This is a genomic window from Marinobacter sp. LM1 (genome assembly GCF_042763285.1).
GTDB classification, from domain to species: Bacteria; Pseudomonadota; Gammaproteobacteria; order Pseudomonadales; family Oleiphilaceae; genus Marinobacter; species Marinobacter nauticus.
Genome location: NZ_CP114373.1, coordinates 23,708 through 43,224 on the forward strand (window position 1 = coordinate 23,708; position 19,517 = coordinate 43,224).

Annotated in this window: 15 protein-coding genes and 1 tRNA gene; 8 read left to right on the forward strand and 8 right to left on the reverse strand. The window is 58.4% G+C overall.

What is annotated here, in order from left to right; translation table 11 throughout:
- Positions 1-37 precede the first annotated feature (37 nt).
- The gene (locus tag OZ656_RS00065) at positions 38-505 is read right to left on the reverse strand and encodes a hypothetical protein (protein WP_379944869.1); all 468 of its coding nucleotides are present in this window, start codon (positions 503-505) and stop codon (positions 38-40) included.
- Positions 506-661: 156 nt separating this feature from the next.
- Here OZ656_RS00065 and OZ656_RS00070 point away from each other — a divergent pair, with 156 nt between their 5' ends.
- The 6 genes from OZ656_RS00070 to OZ656_RS00095 all read left to right on the forward strand — a co-directional run bounded on the left by OZ656_RS00070 (position 662) and on the right by OZ656_RS00095 (position 10,098).
- Positions 662-2,362: a VRR-NUC domain-containing protein gene (locus OZ656_RS00070; RefSeq protein ID WP_379944870.1), complete on the forward strand. Its 1,701-nt coding sequence runs from the start codon at positions 662-664 to the stop codon at positions 2,360-2,362.
- Positions 2,359-4,611, forward strand: a complete 2,253-nt coding sequence (locus OZ656_RS00075) for a helicase C-terminal domain-containing protein (protein WP_379944871.1) — start codon at positions 2,359-2,361, stop codon at positions 4,609-4,611. Before OZ656_RS00070 ends, OZ656_RS00075 begins: the two co-directional genes overlap by 4 nt.
- A 129-nt stretch (positions 4,612-4,740) precedes the next feature.
- Positions 4,741-5,133 carry a globin domain-containing protein gene (locus OZ656_RS00080; protein WP_011783597.1) on the forward strand — a complete coding sequence of 131 codons (393 nt, stop codon included), beginning with the start codon at positions 4,741-4,743 and terminating at the stop codon, positions 5,131-5,133.
- Positions 5,134-5,254: 121 nt separating this feature from the next.
- Positions 5,255-6,253: an HlyD family secretion protein gene (locus OZ656_RS00085; RefSeq protein ID WP_022992636.1), complete on the forward strand. Its 999-nt coding sequence runs from the start codon at positions 5,255-5,257 to the stop codon at positions 6,251-6,253.
- Entirely contained in the window at positions 6,246-8,975 is a 2,730-nt protein-coding gene (gene rbbA, locus OZ656_RS00090) for a ribosome-associated ATPase/putative transporter RbbA (protein WP_153739709.1), read from the forward strand. Before OZ656_RS00085 ends, rbbA begins: the two co-directional genes overlap by 8 nt.
- A 1-nt stretch (position 8,976) precedes the next feature.
- Positions 8,977-10,098 carry an ABC transporter permease gene (locus tag OZ656_RS00095; RefSeq protein ID WP_379944872.1) on the forward strand — a complete coding sequence of 374 codons (1,122 nt, stop codon included), beginning with the start codon at positions 8,977-8,979 and terminating at the stop codon, positions 10,096-10,098.
- Positions 10,099-10,140: 42 nt separating this feature from the next.
- On the opposite strand, the gene OZ656_RS00100 is transcribed toward OZ656_RS00095, so the two are convergent.
- Positions 10,141-10,512 carry a VOC family protein gene (locus OZ656_RS00100; protein WP_141066708.1) on the reverse strand — a complete coding sequence of 124 codons (372 nt, stop codon included), beginning with the start codon at positions 10,510-10,512 and terminating at the stop codon, positions 10,141-10,143.
- Between the two features lie 125 nt (positions 10,513-10,637).
- On the opposite strand from OZ656_RS00100, the gene OZ656_RS00105 reads away from it, so the two are divergent.
- Positions 10,638-11,156, forward strand: a complete 519-nt coding sequence (locus OZ656_RS00105) for a lipocalin family protein (RefSeq protein ID WP_272998779.1) — start codon at positions 10,638-10,640, stop codon at positions 11,154-11,156.
- A gap of 42 nt (positions 11,157-11,198) precedes the next feature.
- Here OZ656_RS00105 and OZ656_RS00110 read toward each other — a convergent pair whose 3' ends face one another.
- The 5 genes from OZ656_RS00110 to OZ656_RS00130 all read right to left on the reverse strand — a co-directional run bounded on the left by OZ656_RS00110 (position 11,199) and on the right by OZ656_RS00130 (position 15,709).
- Complete coding sequence (locus tag OZ656_RS00110) at positions 11,199-11,690, reverse strand: DUF4411 family protein (protein ID WP_141066710.1); 492 nt, start codon at positions 11,688-11,690, stop codon at positions 11,199-11,201.
- Entirely contained in the window at positions 11,687-12,826 is a 1,140-nt protein-coding gene (locus tag OZ656_RS00115) for an ImmA/IrrE family metallo-endopeptidase (RefSeq protein WP_141066711.1), read from the reverse strand. Before OZ656_RS00115 ends, OZ656_RS00110 begins: the two co-directional genes overlap by 4 nt.
- 150 nt (positions 12,827-12,976) lie before the next feature.
- Positions 12,977-15,172: a DNA/RNA helicase domain-containing protein gene (locus OZ656_RS00120; protein ID WP_227548773.1), complete on the reverse strand. Its 2,196-nt coding sequence runs from the start codon at positions 15,170-15,172 to the stop codon at positions 12,977-12,979.
- Between the two features lie 11 nt (positions 15,173-15,183).
- A complete protein-coding gene (locus OZ656_RS00125) occupies positions 15,184-15,504 on the reverse strand; it encodes a nucleotide pyrophosphohydrolase (RefSeq protein WP_141066713.1) in 321 nt (106 codons plus the stop codon).
- Positions 15,505-15,632: 128 nt separating this feature from the next.
- Positions 15,633-15,709 (reverse strand) — tRNA-Pro (locus tag OZ656_RS00130).
- A 223-nt stretch (positions 15,710-15,932) separates the two neighbouring features.
- On the opposite strand from OZ656_RS00130, the gene OZ656_RS00135 reads away from it, so the two are divergent.
- Positions 15,933-17,378 carry a TrkH family potassium uptake protein gene (locus OZ656_RS00135; protein WP_189383312.1) on the forward strand — a complete coding sequence of 482 codons (1,446 nt, stop codon included), beginning with the start codon at positions 15,933-15,935 and terminating at the stop codon, positions 17,376-17,378.
- 57 nt (positions 17,379-17,435) lie between these two features.
- Here the strand turns inward: OZ656_RS00135 and glyS are convergent, their stop codons facing one another.
- Positions 17,436-19,517 carry a glycine--tRNA ligase subunit beta gene (gene glyS / locus OZ656_RS00140; protein WP_379944873.1) on the reverse strand — a complete coding sequence of 694 codons (2,082 nt, stop codon included), beginning with the start codon at positions 19,515-19,517 and terminating at the stop codon, positions 17,436-17,438.

Here is a 19,517-nt window from a genome sequence, read left to right on the forward strand (position 1 = left end):
CGTGTGAAGGGCATACCCATAGCTCCTCCGGAACCTGTCAGTGCATGGCCATTGCTGTACGTATTTCCGGCGTTGTGAACGGGAACGAGGGCCAGTTGAGGTACTCGGCAAAGAAGGCCGAATGGCGACGATGATCCAGCAATACCTCCAGACACTCATCGGTGCTGCATCGACCGGTTATACCCGGGCAAGGCTCGCTGGATTGCAGGCTGTCCAGAGCCCGGAAAAGCACATGCTCGGCGGCGCTGATGTCGCCACGGTCGCGCAGCGCCCGGCATACCAGTATCGCCGCCAGGGTCAGCTCTACCTGCATGCAGTCCGGGTGATGTTTGCGGGCCAGGCACGCCAGATCGAAAGCACTGCCGGTGGCGGCCACCAGCTTGTCGGAATCCTGGTTTTCGCTGAAGGTAAAGGCATATTCCATCCAGAGCAGCCATAGATCATTTTTCTCGTTCAGGGAAAGACTGGCAAACATCCGGCGGTGGCGTGGGCAGAGAAATTTCATGGCGTCCTCCTTGTCTTGATGCAAATGATAATAGTTATCATTAAATAAATTGGCAAGGCTCGTGATGATTAATTTTTGTGCATGGAACAGGTTTGAGCCTGCCCGCCTTCCGGCGTAAAGTTTGTGCCTCTCTGCCAATCCAACGTCTGCATTCCTATGATCAAGCACCGACCGGTTCCCGCCAGCCTGGATGATCCGCTCTATTATCTGGAGAACATGGATATTCTGGTGGCCTGGGTCGCGAACCACCACGCGGACCTGTTAACGGAACAGGAGCGAAACCGGCTGGCGGCCTTCAGCGGCCTGGCCACCGGGCCCCGGGCGCTGCTGACCCGCATGGTAATGCGTACCGGAGAGCTGTTCCGGGCCGACAAGCTGCGTTATCCCGAACTGCCGGTGCCGGAATCGGAAGCACTCAGGACACTGGTGCAGGCGGGCTGGCTGGATCCTGCGCCGGAGCTAAGCGTGGACGACCTGTTCCGGCTGTTTACCCTGGCAGAATTACGGCCGGAGTTCGCCGATTGGTTGCAACAGCAGGGTCACCCGAAAACGCTGGGTAAGGCCCGGATGCGGGAGCTGCTGGCGGAACCGTTCAATGCACCAAGAGCCCTGGGGGCTTGGCTGCCTGGTGGCGGTGAGGCTTCGACTGTGGTCCGGTTGCAGGACATGGCCTTGTTCGATCGCATCCGCCTGATGTTCTTCGGCAATCTGCGCCAGAGCTGGACCGACTTTGTGCTGGTGGAACTGGGCGTTCAGCAGTTCGAGTCTGTGCCATTTACCCCGGCATCCCGGGCCTTCCAGCAGCGGGCCGAGGTGGATTGCTACCTGCAGATGCACCAATGCCGGGAACGGCTCGAAAATGGCGAACCGGCGGTGGACGTCTGGCCCGATGTCCCGGGCCCTGTGGATAATCCCTGGCTTGCCAGCCGACGGGACCGTTTATTGCTGGAACTGGGCCGGCAGGCGGAGCGACAGGGCGAACGGGAACTGGCGCTTGAGGTCTGGGAAAACAGTGGACACCGGGAAGCGCGGCTGAAACAGCTTCGCTTACTGGAACGGATGAAGCGTTTTCAGGAGGCCTGGGCCATAGCCTGTCAGTGGCGAACCAGTGAGCTGAGCGACGCCGAAGCCCAGGGCCTGGCCCGGTTGCTGAAGCGGCTGGCGCCCAGGGTCGGGGCCGACCAGCCCAAGCCTGTGGATAACCCCCCACTGCAGGAATTCACCCTCACATTGCCGAAGCCGGACACGGGTACGGTGGAGTGGGCAGCGCTGCAACATCTGGCCACGGATGACGCCCCGGTGTTCTATGTGGAAAACACCCTGATAAACGCCCTGTTCGGTCTGCTGTGCTGGCCGGTGATCTTCCAGCCCCTGCCTGGCGCCTTCTTCCATCCTTTTCATATTGGTCCGGCAGACCTGCCCCGGGAAGACTTCGTTGCCCGTCGCCAGCAGGCGTTCGAGCAAAGGTTCCGTTTGCTGGGCACTGGCGCCTATCGCCGGGAAATCCTCGACACCTTCAAGAACAAGCAGGGTATCGCCAATCCCTTCGTGTTCTGGCCGGTTTTGGATGAAGCTCTTTTGGAGCTGGCCCTGCACTGCATTCCCTCGGGCCACCTGGAGGCCCTGTTCCGACGCCTGCTCAACAACATCAAGGAACACCGCAGCGGCTTCCCGGACCTGATCCGTCTGGTGCCAGAAGCAGACCACCCGGAACAACGCTATGAAATGATTGAGGTGAAAGGCCCTGGCGACCGCCTGCAGGACCATCAGGTGCGCTGGTTGCAGTTCTTCGCCCGGCAAGGCATCCCGGCCAGCGTGTGCTATGTGCGCTGGCAGGATGATGAGGCCATTGTGTGAAAGTTGCTGTCCGCACCCTGTGTGAGTTCGCCGCCCGCCACGGCGACCTGGATTTCCGCTACACCCCTGCACCCACCGCCGAGGAGGGCATAGCCGGCCATCAGGCCATCCAGTCAAAGCGTGGCTACGGCTACAAAAGCGAGTTTTCAGTGACCGGTCTCGTTCTCGGAATGGAGCTGTCCGGCCGGGTTGATGGTTACCATCCGCACAAGAACCGGCTGGAAGAAATCAAGACCCACCGGGGCGATGTGTCCCGCATCCGCCCTCACCAGCAGGCTTTGCACCGGGCCCAGTTACGGGCCTATGGCGCTTTGCTGTGCCGGCAGGAAAACCGCAAGAGCGTGGAACTGGCGCTGGTCTACTACGACATCGGCCGGGACAAGGAAACGTTGCTCACCGAAACCGCCAAAGCCGACGAGCTCTGGCAGGAGCTGGAAACCCTGTGTGGTCTGTACAAAGCCTGGGCCGAGCAGGAAGAACACCATCGGGAACAACGAGACGCCCTGCTGGCCAACCTGCGCTTTCCCTTCCCGGACTTTCGCCCCCGGCAACGGCAGCTGGCGGAAACCGTGTACAAGAACTCGGTCAAAGCCGGCACCCTGCTGCTGGAAGCGCCTACCGGCCTGGGCAAAACCCTGGGTACCCTGTTCCCGGCCCTGATGGCGATGCCTGCCGCGAGGCAGGACCGGCTGTTCTACCTCACCTGCCGCAACACCGCCCGGCAGCTGGCGCTGGATGCTGTGGATAAGCTGCAGCATGCACAGGATGAGTTGCAGCCCTGGCCTCTGCGCACCCTGGAACTGGTATCGAAGGACGACGCCTGCGAACACCCGGACAAAGCCTGCCACGGCGACTCCTGCCCGCTGGCCAAGGGCTTCTTCGACCGCCTGCCCGATGCCCGGGCCGAGGCGGTACAGAGCAAGGAGCCGTTAACTCAAGAGACATTGGCGAACATCGCCGCCGGTCATGATATTTGCCCCTACTTCCTCGCCCAGGAAATGGTCCGCTGGAGCGACCTGGTGATTGGTGATGTGAACCGGCTGTTCGATCAGTCGGCCCTGCTGCACGGCCTGATTCGCCAGAACCACTGGCAGGCCAGCGTGCTGGTGGACGAAGCCCACAATCTGGTAGACCGGGCCCGGGGCATGTACTCGGTGCAGCTGGAACAGCAGCGCTTGTTGAAGCTGAAAAAAACCGCCCCGAAACCGGTGAAAGCCGCCCTGGATCGCACCGCTCGGGCCTGGCAGGCGCTGATCCGGGATCACGGCGAACAGGCCCAGCCGGTGTTCCTCCCGATTCTGCCGTCGCAATTGCTGGGTGCCCTGCAGGCCATGGTCTCGGTGATCACCGACTACCTGGCTGACAACCCCCCGGACCTGGCCCTGCAGGAAGTGATGTTCGAAAGTGTGGCCTTCATGAAACTGGCAGACAGCTTTGGTGATCATTCCCTGTGCGAATTCCAGCGCAGCGGCCGTGGCCGGGCCAGCCTGACCATCCAGAACCTGATCCCGGCGGATTTCCTCATTGAGCGCTTCAAAGCCGCTCACTCGGTGCTGCTGTTCTCCGCAACCCTCAGCCCCGGCGTGTATTACCGGGATTTGCTTGGTTTGCCGGAAGACGCCCGCTTCACGTCCCTGCCCAGCCCTTTCAGCGCCGGACAACTGAAGGTTGAGTTCACACCCGGCATCAGCACCCGGCAGGTGCATCGTGAAGCCAGCCTGCAGCCCGTCGCCGAACTGATCGCCAAACAGTACCGGACACGGCCGGGCCACTACCTGGCGTTCTTCAGCAGCTTTAAATACGCTAAAGAGGTGAGCGATGCGTTGGCAAAACAGGCACCTGATATTCCCCAGCGTTCACAGCAACCGGGGATGAGTGCGGAGCAGCGTCGGCAGTTCCTGGCTGGCTTTCGGAAGCCTGAAGGCAGCATCGCTTTCGCGGTACTCGGCGGCGTGTTCAGCGAAGGCATCGATCTGCCTGGTGACCAGCTGATTGGCGCCTTTGTGGCTACCCTTGGCCTGCCACCGTTTGATGCCTGGCATGAAATCCTCAAAGACCGTCTGCAACAACGATTTGGCGAAGGCTATAACTACACTTACCTGATCCCCGGCCTGCAGAAAGTGGCCCAGGCCGCTGGCCGGGTGATCCGCACTCCGGAAGACCGGGGGGTCATCTGGCTGATTGATGACCGTTTTCTGAAACGACCGGTGCGGGGCCTGTTGCCGACCTGGTGGTTCACCAACACCTGATTCAGAGAGCGTCAAATTGTCGCGATCGACGTCAGTTGTTACATATCACTATGGAAAAACCTGTTCGCTTGCTTAGAATTCGTGGCCCTTAATGACAACCCCTCCGATGATCAAGGACACTGATTGCAAATGAACCCGACCGATCTTGTTTTCCAGAGCTATGGTCGCTGCTGCCGCAAGGATGAATTCTTTGTGGATTTCTACGACTTCTTTATGTCCAGCTCCGATGCCATCCGCAATCGGTTTCTGAACACGGATATGTCTGCTCAGCGCCATCTGCTGCGTAACGGTGTGATGCAGATCATTCTGGTTGCCCGGGGTATGTCCGACCGCAAATTGCGGGATCTGGGAGAAAGCCATAATCGCCACAATTACAATATTCAGCCTGAGTGGTACGACCTCTGGCAGGAGGCATTGCTGAAAACGGTTCGCGCTCACGATCCGGAATACACGCCCGAACTCCGAGAGGCGTGGCGTAGCGTGCTCAAGCCCGGTATCGACCTGATCCGCGGCGCTTACTGAGTTCGTGGCAAGCTGACGGGCGGGATAGATTGGAAGCTATCTTGATTCCCGTCAGCCTGAACGTCACACTTCTGCTCTATACTTACCCTGTCATACCTATTCTTCCCCTCAAGGACGACACATGGCCCAGAAAAGCACCAACACCGCTCCCAAACTTTTTCTCGTTGTGCTGATCGTGGCCCTGATTGCCGTTGCAGCCTGGTACCTGATGCCGAAAGGCGATCAGGTGCCGGAGCATATTGGCTCTGGTAACGGTCGTATTGAAGCCACCGAAGTCGATATTGCCACCCGAATACCCGGACGCCTGGAATCTTTCGAAGTCCGCGAGGGCGACATGGTTGAAGCCGGCATGTTGCTGGCTGTGATGGATACCGACGAACTTGAGGCCAGCCTGGCAGCGGCGCAAGCCAGTTTGCACCAGGCCGAGCAGAGCCGGCGACTGGCCGAGGCAGTGGTGGCCCAACGGGAAAGCGAGCGTCGGTATGCCCAAGCCGAACTGGCCCGTATTGAATCGCTGGCCGATCGGGGCCATGCCTCTCAGGAGCAGTTGGACCGCGCCCGTACCGCGGCGGAAACCGCCGAGGCGGCATTGCAGGCCGCCAGAGTACAAGTGGCGTCTGCCGATGCCAGTATCGAAGCTGCCAAAGCCAGTGCCCGCCGTATCCAGACCAATATTGATGACAGTCAGTTGACCACGCCGGTGGGTGGCCGGGTTCTGTATCGGCTGGCGGAGCCGGGCGAGGTGCTGGCCGCCGGTGGCAAGGTAGCCACGGTACTGGATGTCACCGATGTGTACATGACCATCTTCCTGCCCACAGCCCAGGCGGGCAAAGTCCGGGTTGGCTCTGAAGCCCGGATCGTTCTTGATGCCCTGCCGGACTATGTGGTGCCAGCGGAAGTCAGCTTCGTCGCCGCCGAAGCCCAGTTCACGCCGAAGTCAGTGGAAACCCGCAGCGAGCGGGAGAAGCTGATGTTCCGGGTTCGTATCCGGATTGATCCGGAGTTGCTAAAAGCCTATCGGGACCGGGTGAAAACCGGCGTACCGGGCGAAGCCTACGTAAGACTGGATGAGGGCCAGCCCTGGCCCGAGAGCCTGAAAGTGGCTTTGCCCAATGACTGAGACCGTGGCCCGGCTGGAAGGAGTCAGCCATCGCTACGGGGAAACCGATGCGCTGTCTGAACTATCCCTGACGTTTCCGTCTGGCTGCATGGTTGGGCTGATCGGCCCGGACGGGGTGGGCAAATCCACACTGTTGGGCCTGCTTGCCGGTGCCCGTGAGTTGCAGACCGGCGAGTTGCAGGTGCTTGGCGGCGATATGCGCAGCCAGAGGTTTCGTAACCGGGTCGCCCCCCGCATTGCCTATATGCCCCAGGGACTGGGCGGTAATCTCTACCATACGCTGACGGTGGACGAGAACATCGCCTTCTTCGCCGATCTGTTTGGTTTGCGAGGCCCCTCCAGGAAGGATCAGATTGACCGGTTGCTTGAAGCTACCGGGTTGTTGTCTTTCCGGGACCGTCCCGCCGGCAAGCTGTCCGGCGGTATGAAACAGAAGCTGGGGCTGTGCTGTGCCCTTATCCACAGCCCCGATCTGCTGATTCTGGATGAACCCACCACCGGCGTGGACCCGCTCTCCCGCAAGCGTTTCTGGGATCTGATCGATACCATTCGCCGACAACGCAGCGGTATGAGCGTGTTGGTGGCCACGGCCTACATGGAAGAAGCCGAACGTTACGACTGGCTGGTGGCCATGGACGAGGGCAAGGTACTGGCCACAGGCTCACCGGCCGAACTCCGTGAGCAGACCAATACCGAGACGCTGGACGATGCCTTCATCGCGCTGTTACCCGAAAACCGACAGGTGCAGGAAAGCGGCGATACGGCTATTGCTGCGCAGCGAGAGCCAACCGGGGAAAACCAGACGCCGGCCATTGAGGCTGAGCATCTGACCCTGCGGTTTGGCAGCTTTACGGCGGTTCGTAACGTCAGCTTTTCCATCCCGAAAGGCGAAATCTTCGGTTTTCTGGGATCCAACGGTTGTGGCAAGACCACCACCATGAAAATGCTCACCGGATTGCTGACCCCAACAGAAGGCGAAGTCCGGCTGTTCGGTGAACCACTGGATGCCAAAGACCTGGCCACCCGGCAGAAGGTGGGCTACATGTCCCAGGCCTTCTCGCTCTATGGTGAGCTCACCGTGCGCCAGAATCTGGATCTGCATGCCCGGCTGTTTCACCTGCCGGACACCAAAATCCCGGAGCGTATTTCGGTGCTGGTTCGGGAGTTCGGTCTTGAAGATGTACTGGACCAGCGAGCAGGCGCCCTGCCACTTGGGGTTCGCCAGCGGCTGTCCCTGGCCGTGGCTGTGGTGCACGAGCCCGAATTGCTGATCCTGGATGAACCTACCTCAGGCGTCGACCCGGGGGCCCGCAACCGGTTCTGGCAATTGTTGATGCGCCTGTCGCGGGAAGATGGCGTGACCATTTTTATCTCCACTCATTTCATGAACGAGGGTGAGCGCTGCGACCGGATTTCGCTCATGCACGCGGGCGAAGTATTGGCTTGCGATACGCCCGATCGACTGGTTGAAGCCTCTGGCACCGACAGCCTGGAAGGCGCGTTCATGAAAACCCTGGAAGCGGTGGATAAAGAGCCGGAGACCGGCGCCGACCAACTGGCTCTGGAGCCCGCCAGTCATGGTGACCGGCCGACCGTGTTCAGTCCCCGGCGCTTGCTGGCTTACGCCACCCGGGAAGCGAGGGAACTGTTGCGGGATCCCATTCGAATGGCCTTCGCCTTTATCGGTTCCGCGTTGTTGATGCTGATCCTGGGTTACGGCATTACCCTGGATGTAGAAGACCTGTCGTTCGCCGTGCTGGATCGGGACCAGACACCCCAGAGCCGGGATTACATCGCGGCGGTGTCCGGCTCCCGATATTTCCTGCAACAACCGGAGTTGCAGAATATCCAGGAGCTGGAACAACGCATGCGCTCCGGCGAGCTAAGCCTGGCTATTGAGATTCCGCCGGGCTTCGGCAAAGACCTGAAACGGGGGCGACCGACTGAAATGGCGGTTTGGGTGGATGGTGCCATGCCTTTCCGGGGCGAGACCATCCTGGGTTACGTTGAAGGCATGCACATCAGTTACCTGACGGAGCTGGCCCAGCGCACTCTGGGCGTGGTACCCACACTGACACTGGTCACGCTGGAGGACCGGTATCGCTACAACCAGGACTTCCGGAGCCTGGATGCGATGGTGCCAGCGGTTATCCCCATTTTGCTGATCTTTATTCCGGCCATTCTGATGGCCCTGGGCATCGTCCGGGAAAAGGAACTGGGCTCCATCACCAACCTGTACGTCACTCCGGTCACCCGGGTGGAGTTCTTGCTGGGCAAACAGCTGCCCTACATCGCGTTCAGTATGATCAGCTACGTGAGCCTGGTCTTGCTGGCGGTGTACGTGTTTGATGTCGAGATCAAAGGCAGCCTGCTGACGCTCACCTTCGGCGCCCTGCTCTTTGTGACCGCCACCACGGCCCTGGGTCAGGTGATGTCGACCTTTGCCTCGACCCAGATTGCCGCCCTGGCGGCCACTGCGATTCTCACCATCCTGCCGACCGTGCAGTTCTCCGGCCTGACCGAACCGGTGTCGTCCCTGAGCGGTGCCGGCGCGTTGATCGGTCCGGTCTGGCCGGCGACCTGGTTCCTGCAGATCAGCCGTGGCGTGTTTACCAAAGGCCTGTCGCTGGCAGATATGCAGGGCGCGTTCCTGGCCCTGGCGGCGTTCGTTCCGGTGCTGACCGTAATGGCGGTGGCGCTGCTCAGAAAACAGGGGCGCTGACATGAATTCCTTACGCAACATCTGGCACCTGGGTATCAAGGAACTGCGCAGTCTGTGGCAGGACAAGGCATTGATGGTGTTTGTGCTGGTGGCGTTTACGGTGATGATCTACACCGCAGGTTCCGCTGGCTCCATGGAGCTTCACAACGCACCGATCGCCGTGGTGGACGAAGATCAGACGGTGTTGTCTGGTCGCATCATCAATTCGCTCCAGCAGCCATGGTTCCTGACGCCGGATCTGGTGGCCTACGGTGACATTGACGACTTGCTGGACAAGGGCAGCCATACCTTTGCCCTGGTGATCCCCGAAAGCTTTGAGCGGGATGTCCGGCAGGGCAACCCGGTAGCGTTGCAGCTGAACATCGACGCCACCCGCATGAGCCAGGCCTTTATAGGCACCAATTACATTCAGCGCTTTGCGATGGCAGAAGTGGCGGAGTTTCTGCAACCGGGTAGCTCTGCCAGCACCGGGCTACCGATCGAGCTGGTCACCCGGGTGAGTTACAACCCCAATCTGGACGGAACCTGGTTTGGCGGTGTCATGGAGCTGATCACCCAGGTGACCCTGATCAGCATCATTCTTACCGGGGCAGCACTGATCCGGGAGCGGGAGCACGGGACTGTGGAGCATCTGATGGTGATGCCGTTGCGGCCTTTCGAAATCATGGCGTCCAAGGTGTGGGCCAATGGTCTGGTGGTGTTACTGGCCGCGGCGCTGTCGGTAACGCTGGTGATCCAGGGTTGGCTACAGGTGCCGGTGGCAGGGTCGGTGTTGCTGTTTCTGCTCGGCGCCCTGATTCACCTGTTTTCCACCACCGCCATCGGCATTCTGATCGGCACCGTGGCCCGAACCATGCCCCAGTTTGGCCTGCTGCTGATTCTCACCATTCTGCCCTTGCAGTTGCTGTCGGGCGGAATCACGCCCCGGGAAAGCATGCCCGAGCTGGTGCAGGATCTGATGCTGGCGTCGCCCACCACCCACTTTGTCAGCATGGCCCAGGCCATTCTGTACCGCGGTGCGGGGCTGGAGGTGGTGTGGCCACAGATGCTGGCTCTGATGGCCATTGGCGGGGTGTTCTTCACGGCGGCGTTGTTGCTCTTCCGTCGCCATCTCTCGGTGTAAGTCAGTAAGCCACCACCCAACCGGGGTGGTGGCGGTCGACGCTTAGCCGAATTCGAAGAACGCCAGCTTGTTGCCATCCGGGTCGCGCACATAGGCGCCGTAGAACATCTCCGGAATACGCTGCCCCGGTTCGCCATCGCAGGTGGCGCCCAGTTCAATGGCCTTGTGGTACAACTTATCCACGGCTTCTTTGGAGCCCGCCGGAATGGCCACCATATTGCCGTTGCCGGGATGGTTAGGTTCACCGTTGAACGGGGTGCAGACGGCCAGCATGGGGGCTCCCATGCTCTTGCCAATAAACGCAATTCGGTCCATGTCCATCAGCACCTTGGCGCCCAGATCTGCCAGCAGATCCGTGTAGAACTGCTTGGCCCGGCCCATATCGCTGACTCCGAGTGTGACGTATCCGATCATATTCGACTCCTTGGTTGGTTAGCGCTGGGTATACGAGCGCCAGGGTGTTTCAGAGCTTAACACCTGTTTGACGATCTTTGCCTGTGGCTTTGCGTTGGTTCACGACTGTTCTTTGGGAGTTTGTCATGAAGACTGGATTGGCTGTAATCGTGTTACTGTTTCTGATGACGGGCTGCACCGGTGTGCCCAAGGGCATTGAACCAGTGACCGGTTTTGACCAGCAGCGTTACCTGGGCACCTGGTACGAGATCGCCCGGTTAGATCACTCGTTCGAAGAGGGCCTGAGCCAGGTTACCGCCGAATACAGTCTAAACAATGACGGCAGTATCAAAGTGATCAACCGGGGCTACAACGCCGAAGCCGGTGAGTGGAAAGAAGCCGAAGGCCGCGCGGTGTTTGTGGGCGACAGCGATGTAGGCCACCTGAAAGTATCGTTCTTTGGACCTTTCTATGCGTCCTACGTGGTGTTTGAGCTGGATGACCAATACACCACCGCGTATATCACCGGGTATGACCGGGATTACCTGTGGCTGATGTCGCGCACGCCGGAGGTGAGCGATGAGGTGCTGGACGCGTTCAAGGAGCGGGCTGAGGCAGAGGGATTTGAGCTTGGGGAGTTGATTGTGGTGGAGCAGTCGCGTTGACCGTGGTGGCTGCCAGGCAAAGCCTGAAATCGTTTGAGTTCCTTATGTCCCCAGCACAAATCGGGCATTTAACTCTCGAAGGAACTGAAACGTATTGATGCAGGTAACGTCAAACTGCTGACATATATTTGGAACTTTTACCTTCCGGGCGTTTGGTGCAACTACCGATTCATGAGTGACGACAGTAGCCCCGAGGCATTGTGCTTTAGCAATAATCCAGGGATCGGCTTTTGCCAGAAAACTATCACGATTACCGGCGTTGTAATCACCTTCCATGACGGATTGCACAATGGCGGCAAAGGCACTTTGGGTTGCTTCGTCGTCATTGCTGATGAAATGCCCAGGTCTTTCTCGCACCCAGTCTGCCAGGTCATCGTTGCCGTCCCGCAGCTCCCGGCCGATCATATCCACACTGCCGATCAGGCCTTGCTCGAACTGTAAGTCCAGCCAGTCCCAGTACGCGGGGCAGATATCCATGCCGTAGTATTGATTCTTGGCTTGTATGTAGGTATTCGCATCCAGCAAATATCTCAAACGCCTAACTCCCTAGCGAACGTCTCAATTTTCCCCGGTTTGATTCCACCCAGAAGTTCACCTGCTTCCCGCAGCAACAGTTGGCCACTCAAGGCTTCACCGACAACGGCCTGGGAGAATTGGCGACTAATCTGTGCCTTTTTGGTTTGGTAGTAAGTCGGGCCACCGCTTCCTTTCCGCTGTTCGTGGCGCATTTTCTGCTCAAAAATGTAGCGGCCATACTCTTGCTGGGATATAAAATTGAGCGTTAAAGCACGCCTGGCTAGCGCCCAGGTACTTACGTGGAAATGAGCCTCAAGCGGCGGCAGGTTGTCTTCCCAGCTTTCAGAATCGTGTTGCCAGAGTGCCCTGAACTCCTGGGCAGGCACCAGAAATTCTGCAGCAACAGCGTTACACAGAACCTCTTCCTGACGATGGGTGTTGGTGTTGCCGTCAGAGATCCCGGATTGGCCAATCCAGATATGGCAAAGTTCATGAATCAGTGTGAAAAGGCGCGCACCCAGCGCGTCGCTGTGATTCACAAAAATGATCGGAGCATACTCATCAACAATCGCGAACCCACGGAATTCATCAACGTTGAGCGGACGGCTATGGTGCCCAAGATTACCCTGACGCATAACGAGAATCCCCAAGGATTCAATACGCTGGACTAAATCCCGATAGTAATCATCCCATTTACCTCTGGTTGGGTGGGGCTCAACACCCAGGCACGCGCGGATGTCTTCGACAATGGACTCCACGGAGTCAGAATAGGAAGCGCGGCCGACATAGGGGTTGGCCTCGGCAAAATGCTGTTGAAGGTACTCCCGGTACCATTCCTGGCGTTGCATCATCAGTTTGACCAGGTCTAGCAATTCTGCGCTCGGGCGCTGTACACCTTGGCCTTCGAGGGTGCGCAGGTCCGGAATGGGTAAGACTTCCTCAGGTGGCTTTGCCAAGAACAGATAGCCAAACGGCACATGCGCTTTTTCAGCGAATCGCATTGCCTGGTTGAACGTCAGTTTTCGTTCGCCGGACTCCCATTCCCGAAGTCGCTCCTCAGAAATACCGCAGCGCCGGGCAAAATCAGGCACAGAGATACCAGAGCGCTCCCGCGCCCAGGTCAACATGTCTGTGTTGATGTTTGCCGTGGTCATTGTGGCGTTCCGGAATACTCAAAAAAAGAAAAAGCCCCAAGGGCTCGGCACACCCTCGGGATAGTTGAGGGAGGCTTACTGCCAAGGGGCGGATGTGATTTGAAGTCTGATATGGCGGAGTTGGGTTGTCAAACACCATCGAGTTGAATGCTAATCATCAATGACGCCAACAAATTCCCCAACCACCCGATATTTAAGTGCTTCTTCATCTGTCAGCTCAAGGGGCTGAAAATTGTCATCGTAAGAGTTGGGGCTCAGTTGAATACGGGTATGACGCCAGCCTTGTTCGTCATCAACCTTATAGCTTTCATAGACTTTCACGGTGTAGCGTGAACCTGACTCGGCATCAACACTGTCGATACATTCAACCAGTACGGTCTTCCCGTTTCTGGAACCACCACGGTCGGTTCGGAACAGGCACACGGCACCATTCGGAATAACCCGGTTCATGGATTCGCCGAACACCCGGCAGGCAAACATGTCTTTGCGCACCCGGACTCCTTCGGGCACAGCAACCCAGTCTAAGTGCCTATTGGGGTCAAGCTCGCTAACCTCACTAAGTTCTCCGAACCCTCCCGCAGCCGCTTGCAGATCGAACAGCGGCACAGCGTTTACGTAAGGTTCAAGCTCCACCACGTTGGTGTTTTCAGGCTCTGGTTGGCCAGAACTATGAACGGGAATGTGCTGTTTCAGGTAATCCCTTAGCGCATCATCACATGCGTAGACAAAAGTGCCGCGAATACCTCGGAGCATGATGGTACGGTAGATGTTGATGATGTACTGCTTCAGTTCTTCTGGGTCTTTGATGCCCTGGCCGCCGGTGCGGTCGTGGTAGTTGCCTTTCTCTATGACAATGACTTGGCTTTCCGGGTCGTACCGGATCTCCTCGCCGAAGATAATGCCGGCGTAGTTCAGGTCGTAACCCTGGGTGGTGTGAATGCAGCCGACTTCCCGGTGCGATCCTGCCTTGTTGATCCAGTCGGTATTGGTGCTGTTCCAGCGGAGCTGAACGTCATCGATCACGATGTCGTAGGCCTCACAATCCTTCTTCGAGGCCCAGGGCCAGGAGTAGCCGGCGATCAGTCTGGACAGTCCGACCTGCTGCTCTTTCTCGTGAATTGTACTGACCATGTCACTGAGCGAATCAAATACTTCAAATTCGTAGTTTTTGGCGGTGAACACCACGCCGTCATCAACACCGCCTTTCAGTAACTTATCCACAAACTCCACATAGGGTTGCCCGGCCTTGACCCGGAACTGGGAGAGTAACCGGTGGGTCACCGAGCCCTTGGCAGCTTTAAGGAGCTGGAACACTTCGACATCGGCGTCGGAGGGTTTGATGGACTGGCCTTCGTCGTAGAAGAAAATCGCCTTGTTGGCTTGCTGGCACACCCAGTCCACTTCGCTGCAGGTATGCTTGTCCATATCCAGAGCCTGACAGGCTTTGTCGAAACTGCCGAAATAGGCACCCAGATTCTTGCGCTTGCGCAGACGGTGGGATTCGTCAACCAGAACAATATCGTAGCGCTGTTTGGTCAGCTCGGACGGGCTGATCACCATGTCGGAGCTAAGCCCGGCAACGTGCTTGAACGCATTCTTCAGGGTGGTTCGGAAGGAGGTCATGGGCACCACCAGCGCCATTTTGGGTTTGGGCAGTGTTTCTCTGAGGGATTTTAGCAGAGCGTGGATCTCAGCCTCCTCGTCGGAAAATTCCCGCAGGCTGATCTGGTGATCTTCGGAGGTTAGTAGTTTGAACAGAAAAATGGCCAGGACCGACTTGCCGGTTCCGGCTCCCCCTTCCACCACAATATTCTGGACACCGGGGTTGGTCAGTTCATGCAGTATGGTGAGAAGTCCCTGACGCTGATCGAAGGACAGGGATTTGTAGGGCGAGTATTTGAAGACATCGGAGTTATCAAGGTGGTCCAGGGTGCGGGACACAACGCCCTTGGCTATTAACCGGTTCCAGACTTCCCGGAAGACTTCTTCATACAAGGCGCTGCGCTGGTAATAGTTGTGGTCGGCCAGCCCCAGGTTGCCGTTGAGCAGGGTGTACTTGCCATCGGCGGCCATGTACTTGATCAGCAGGGATTCCACATCCAGCGTTGCGGATTTGTTGAAATACTCGCTGGTGATCAGGTGAACCGCGGTCAGCAGCTGCTTTTCGTCGTGTTTGAGGTGGGTGCTCATGCGGGTGAGCGTGTCGGTGGTTTCGCCGATGTAGGCACGCCCGTGCTTTTCGTCACTGAGTACGTAGACCAAGGGCCAGTTACCCGCAGCAAAGGCATTGTCGCGCAAATCGTTCAGGGCGTCCTTGCTGAAGGGGTAGCGCTGAATCTCAGCCATCGGCGATTGGCTCATAGCTCGGTGTACTTCTTCGCGGTTCCCCTGGCTTTGCTGACCGGGTATTTCTTTTCGTTCAGGGCAATCTTGTCGAGCACAATCTGCTCCACATCCAGCTCATAGCTGTCTGCCAGCAGTAACGCATAGGCAATCACATCGGCGAGTTCTTCTTTTACTTTGCTGACATCGGCCTGTTCGGGAGATTTCCATAGAAATAACTCCAGCAGTTCCGAAGCCTCGATACTCAGGGCCAGCGATAGATCTTTCGGGTTGTGGAACTGCTTCCAGTCTCTGTCATCCCGGAATTGACGCAGCCGGGCGATCGCCTCATTCATCAAAACACCCCTTTAATCATGAGCAGATTGACTAAGGATACAGAAATTCATTGGGCTGGGGTGTAACAACCCAGAATGAAATATTATTGGAAAACTGAAATAGGGAAAGATAAATCAAGAAGGGAAAGTGGTCGGCGTGGCAGGATTCGAACCTGCGACCCCTTCGTCCCGAACGAAGTGCGCTACCAAGCTGCGCCACACGCCGATCAACGGCCGGTATTATACGCATTGGCGGCGGTTTTGCTACCCCTTCCCCGGGCTGGAATTCAAAAATTCTGTCGTGGATTGTCCGGATCGGTGGCAAGCAGAAGCCTCGCCCTGGCAGTGGTAAACCCGGTTGAATGGGCGTATAACAGCGGCGTGGATGCCGCCTTGCCTTGTAAGGCGTTGCGACTGGCCTGTGTCCGGACATCGGAGCCCCCTGCCCTGTGAACATTATCCCCATTGTTCAGATCCTCGGTTTTCTGCTCATCCTGCTCAGTTTCCTCATGACCCTTCCGGTTAACCTGCTGGTATTCGGTGATACGCCGGATTGGCTGGCGTTCGTGAAATCCTCGGTGGTCTGTTTCAGCATTGGTGCCGCGGCTCTGGCTTTGGCGGGGCGGCGGAAACACGCGCTACGCCAGCAGCAGATGTTCATGCTGACGGTGTCGGCGTGGGTTGTGATTCCGTTATTCTCCAGTTTGCCGCTGCTGCTGAGTGACATGAAGCTGAGCATGACCGATGCTTTCTTTGAGAGCATTTCCGGCGTGACCACTACGGGTTCCACCGTTCTTACCGGCCTGGATCATCTGCCGGACGACATTCTGCTCTGGCGTTCGATCATGCAATGGATGGGCGGTATCGGGATCATCGGTATGGCGGTTGCCATCCTGCCGTTTCTCCGGATTGGCGGTATGCGGCTGTTTGCGACCGAATCGTCCGAATGGAACGAGAAAGCGGTGCCCCGCACCAGCCACCTGGCCCGCAGCCTGGTACTCATCTATCTGGGCTTGACGCTCGGTTGCGTGCTCACCTACTGGCTGCTGGGGATGAGTTTCTTTCAGGCGCTGAATCACGCGTTGACTACAGTATCGACCGGGGGCTATTCCACCTCGGACAGCTCCATGGGGCAGTTTGATTCGCCGTCCATTCTACTGGCGTCGACGGTTTTCATGGCCATGGGCGCCATGCCGTTCTTTCTGTTTGTACGGTTTATTCACGGACAGCGACAGCCACTGTTGCGGGATCAGCAGGTTCGTTTCTTTCTCCGGTTCCTGGTGATTGTCGCTGCGTTGCTGACCATTTACCGGGTTCTGAGGGAGCCGGTAGATCCGTTTGAGACCTTTGTTTCAGCGCTGTTCAATGTCACGTCTGTGGTAACCACAACCGGCTTCGCCTCCACGGATTACTCTTTGTGGGGCCCGTTTGCGGTGGTGGTATTCCTGTTCATTACCTTTGTCGGCGGGTGTTCCGGGTCCACGTCTGGCGGCATGAAAATCTTCCGGTTCCAGCTGTCCATGCTATTGCTCAGGGAGCAGGTACGTCGTTTGCTGCACCCTCACGCGGTGTTTGCCCGCAACTACAACGGGCGGGTGATTGGTGACGATATCGTGGCCTCCAGTGTCGCCTTCTCTTTCATTTTTCTGGCGACGCTGGCGCTGGTGACGGCGATTCTGGGGGCGCTGGGGCTGGATCTGGTGACCAGTCTTTCCGGAGCCGCTACGGCTTTGACGAATGTCGGGCCAGGACTGGGCGATACCATCGGCCCGGCAGGCAATTTCCAGACGTTGCCGGATGCGGCCAAATGGGTTCTGATGGGCGCCATGATTCTGGGCCGGTTGGAGCTGTTGAGTGTGTTTGTGATGTTGTCGCCGGACTTCTGGCGCAGCTGAGTGGAAAAGCAGGATATGCAGGCCGCTGGTTTATTGTGAACCAGCGGCCTGTGTGCCTCAGCCTGCCGTGGGCAGCAGGGAGATGTCGGCCACTCGCAAGAACAGGTTGCGCAGGCGGTTCAGTAGTGCCAGACGATTGTTGCGCACGGCGTCGTCGTCGGCCATCACCATCACTTCGTCAAAGAAGGTGTCGACCGGCTCACGCAGGCTGGCCAGCGACGTCAGCGCACTGGCGTAGTCACCCTGCTCGAACATCGGCAGTACTTTCTGTGCCTGCTCTTCCACCTTCGTAGCCAGGGTTTTCTCGGCAGCATCCTGCAACAGAGAGGTGTCTACGGTCTCGCCGATGCTGTCACCACCCTGTTTGGTGAGGATGTTGGAAACCCGCTTGTTGGCGCCGGCCAGGGCCTGTGCCTCTGGCAGCTGGCGGAAGGCTTCCACGGCTTTTACCCGGCGGTCGAAGTCCAGCGGGCGGGTTGGGCGGCGGGCGTGCACCGCCAGGTACACTTCGGCGCCGATGCCCTGCTCATCATAGTGGGCACGGAAACGCTCCAGCATGTAGTCCACCACGGTGCTGGCGGTGTTCTTCTCGGTCAGCACGGAGAAGTTTTCTTCCGCCCACTCGCAGACTGTCTGCAGGTCCAGCGGCAGTTCACGTTCGATGATGATGCGCAGCACACCGAGAGAAGCACGGCGCAGGGCAAACGGATCCCGGGTGCCGGACGGCGGCTGGTTGATGCCGAACAGGCCGACCAGGGAATCGATGCGGTCAGCAATGGCCACCGCACAACCGGTCAGGGTGGTGGGCAGGTCGTCGCCGGCAAAGCGCGGCATGTACTGCTCGTTCAGGGCCTTGGCGACATCGGCATGTTCGCCGTCATTGGCCGCGTAGTACTGACCCATAATGCCCTGCAGGTCGGTGAACTCCAGCACCATTTCGGTGACCAGATCGGTCTTGGCGAGCATGGCAGCACGCTCGGCCAGGGCCGGGTCGCTGTTGATGGCTTCGGCAATCTTTTTGGCCAGGGCTGCTACCCGTACAGATTTGTCGTAGATGCTGCCCAGCTTGTCCTGGAACACGATGGGCTTGAGTGCCTCGACGCGGTCTTCCAGTCTGGTCTTGCGGTCGGTGTCGTAGAAGAAGGCGGCGTCGGACAGGCGCGGGCGAATCACTTTCTCGTTACCGGAAATCACCTGGGCCGGGTCTTTACTCTCCAGGTTGGCCACGGTGATGAACAGCGGCAGCATCTTCCCGCCGGCATCCACCACGTGGAAGTACTTCTGATGTTCCTTCATGGAGGAGATCAGGGCTTCCGCGGGTACATCCAGGAAGCGCTCCTCGAAGCGCCCCATCAAGGGTACCGGCCATTCGTTCAGGGCCGTCACTTCGTCCAGCAGGTCTTCGTCGATCACGGCCTTGCCGCCGGCTTCTTTCTCCGCCAGCGCGGCCACGCCGGCGCGGATCTGCTCACGACGCTCGGCGAAGTCTGCCAGCACGTAGCCTTCCTGCTTGAGCACCACTTCGTAGTCGGCCGGGGTGGGCACAATCAGCTCTTTCGGGCAGTGGAACCTGTGGCCACGGGTCTTGTTGCCGGGCTTGAGGTTCATCACCGGTGCTTCAATCACCTTGTTGCCGTACAACAGAATCAGCCAGTGTACCGGGCGCACGAATTCCGTCTTCCAGGCACCCCAGCGCATGCGTTTGGGAATGGGCAGGGCGGCCAGGGATTTGTCCACCAGATCCGGCATCAGTTCTACGGTGGGCTTGCCCTTCTCAACGGTACGGTACACCAGCCAGGCACCCTTGTCGGTCTCCATGGTGTCGAGCTGATCCGGGGTAATCCCCAGGGAGGTGGCGAAGCCGGTCAACGCCCGGGTGGGGTTACCGGAATCATCAAACGCTGCTTTCACGGCCGGGCCGCGCTTCTCGACCGATTTGTCCGGCTGGGCATCGGCCAGGTCCCGGATACGTACCGCCAGACGACGGGGTGCTGCGAAGCTTTCCACCGCACCAAAGGCTACGCCGGCTTCTTCCAGGCCTTTGACAATGCCCTGGGTGAAAGCGTCAGAGAGGGGCTTGAGAGCTTTCGGAGGCAGCTCCTCGGTGCCCAGTTCGACCAGAAAATCCTGAGTTGCCAT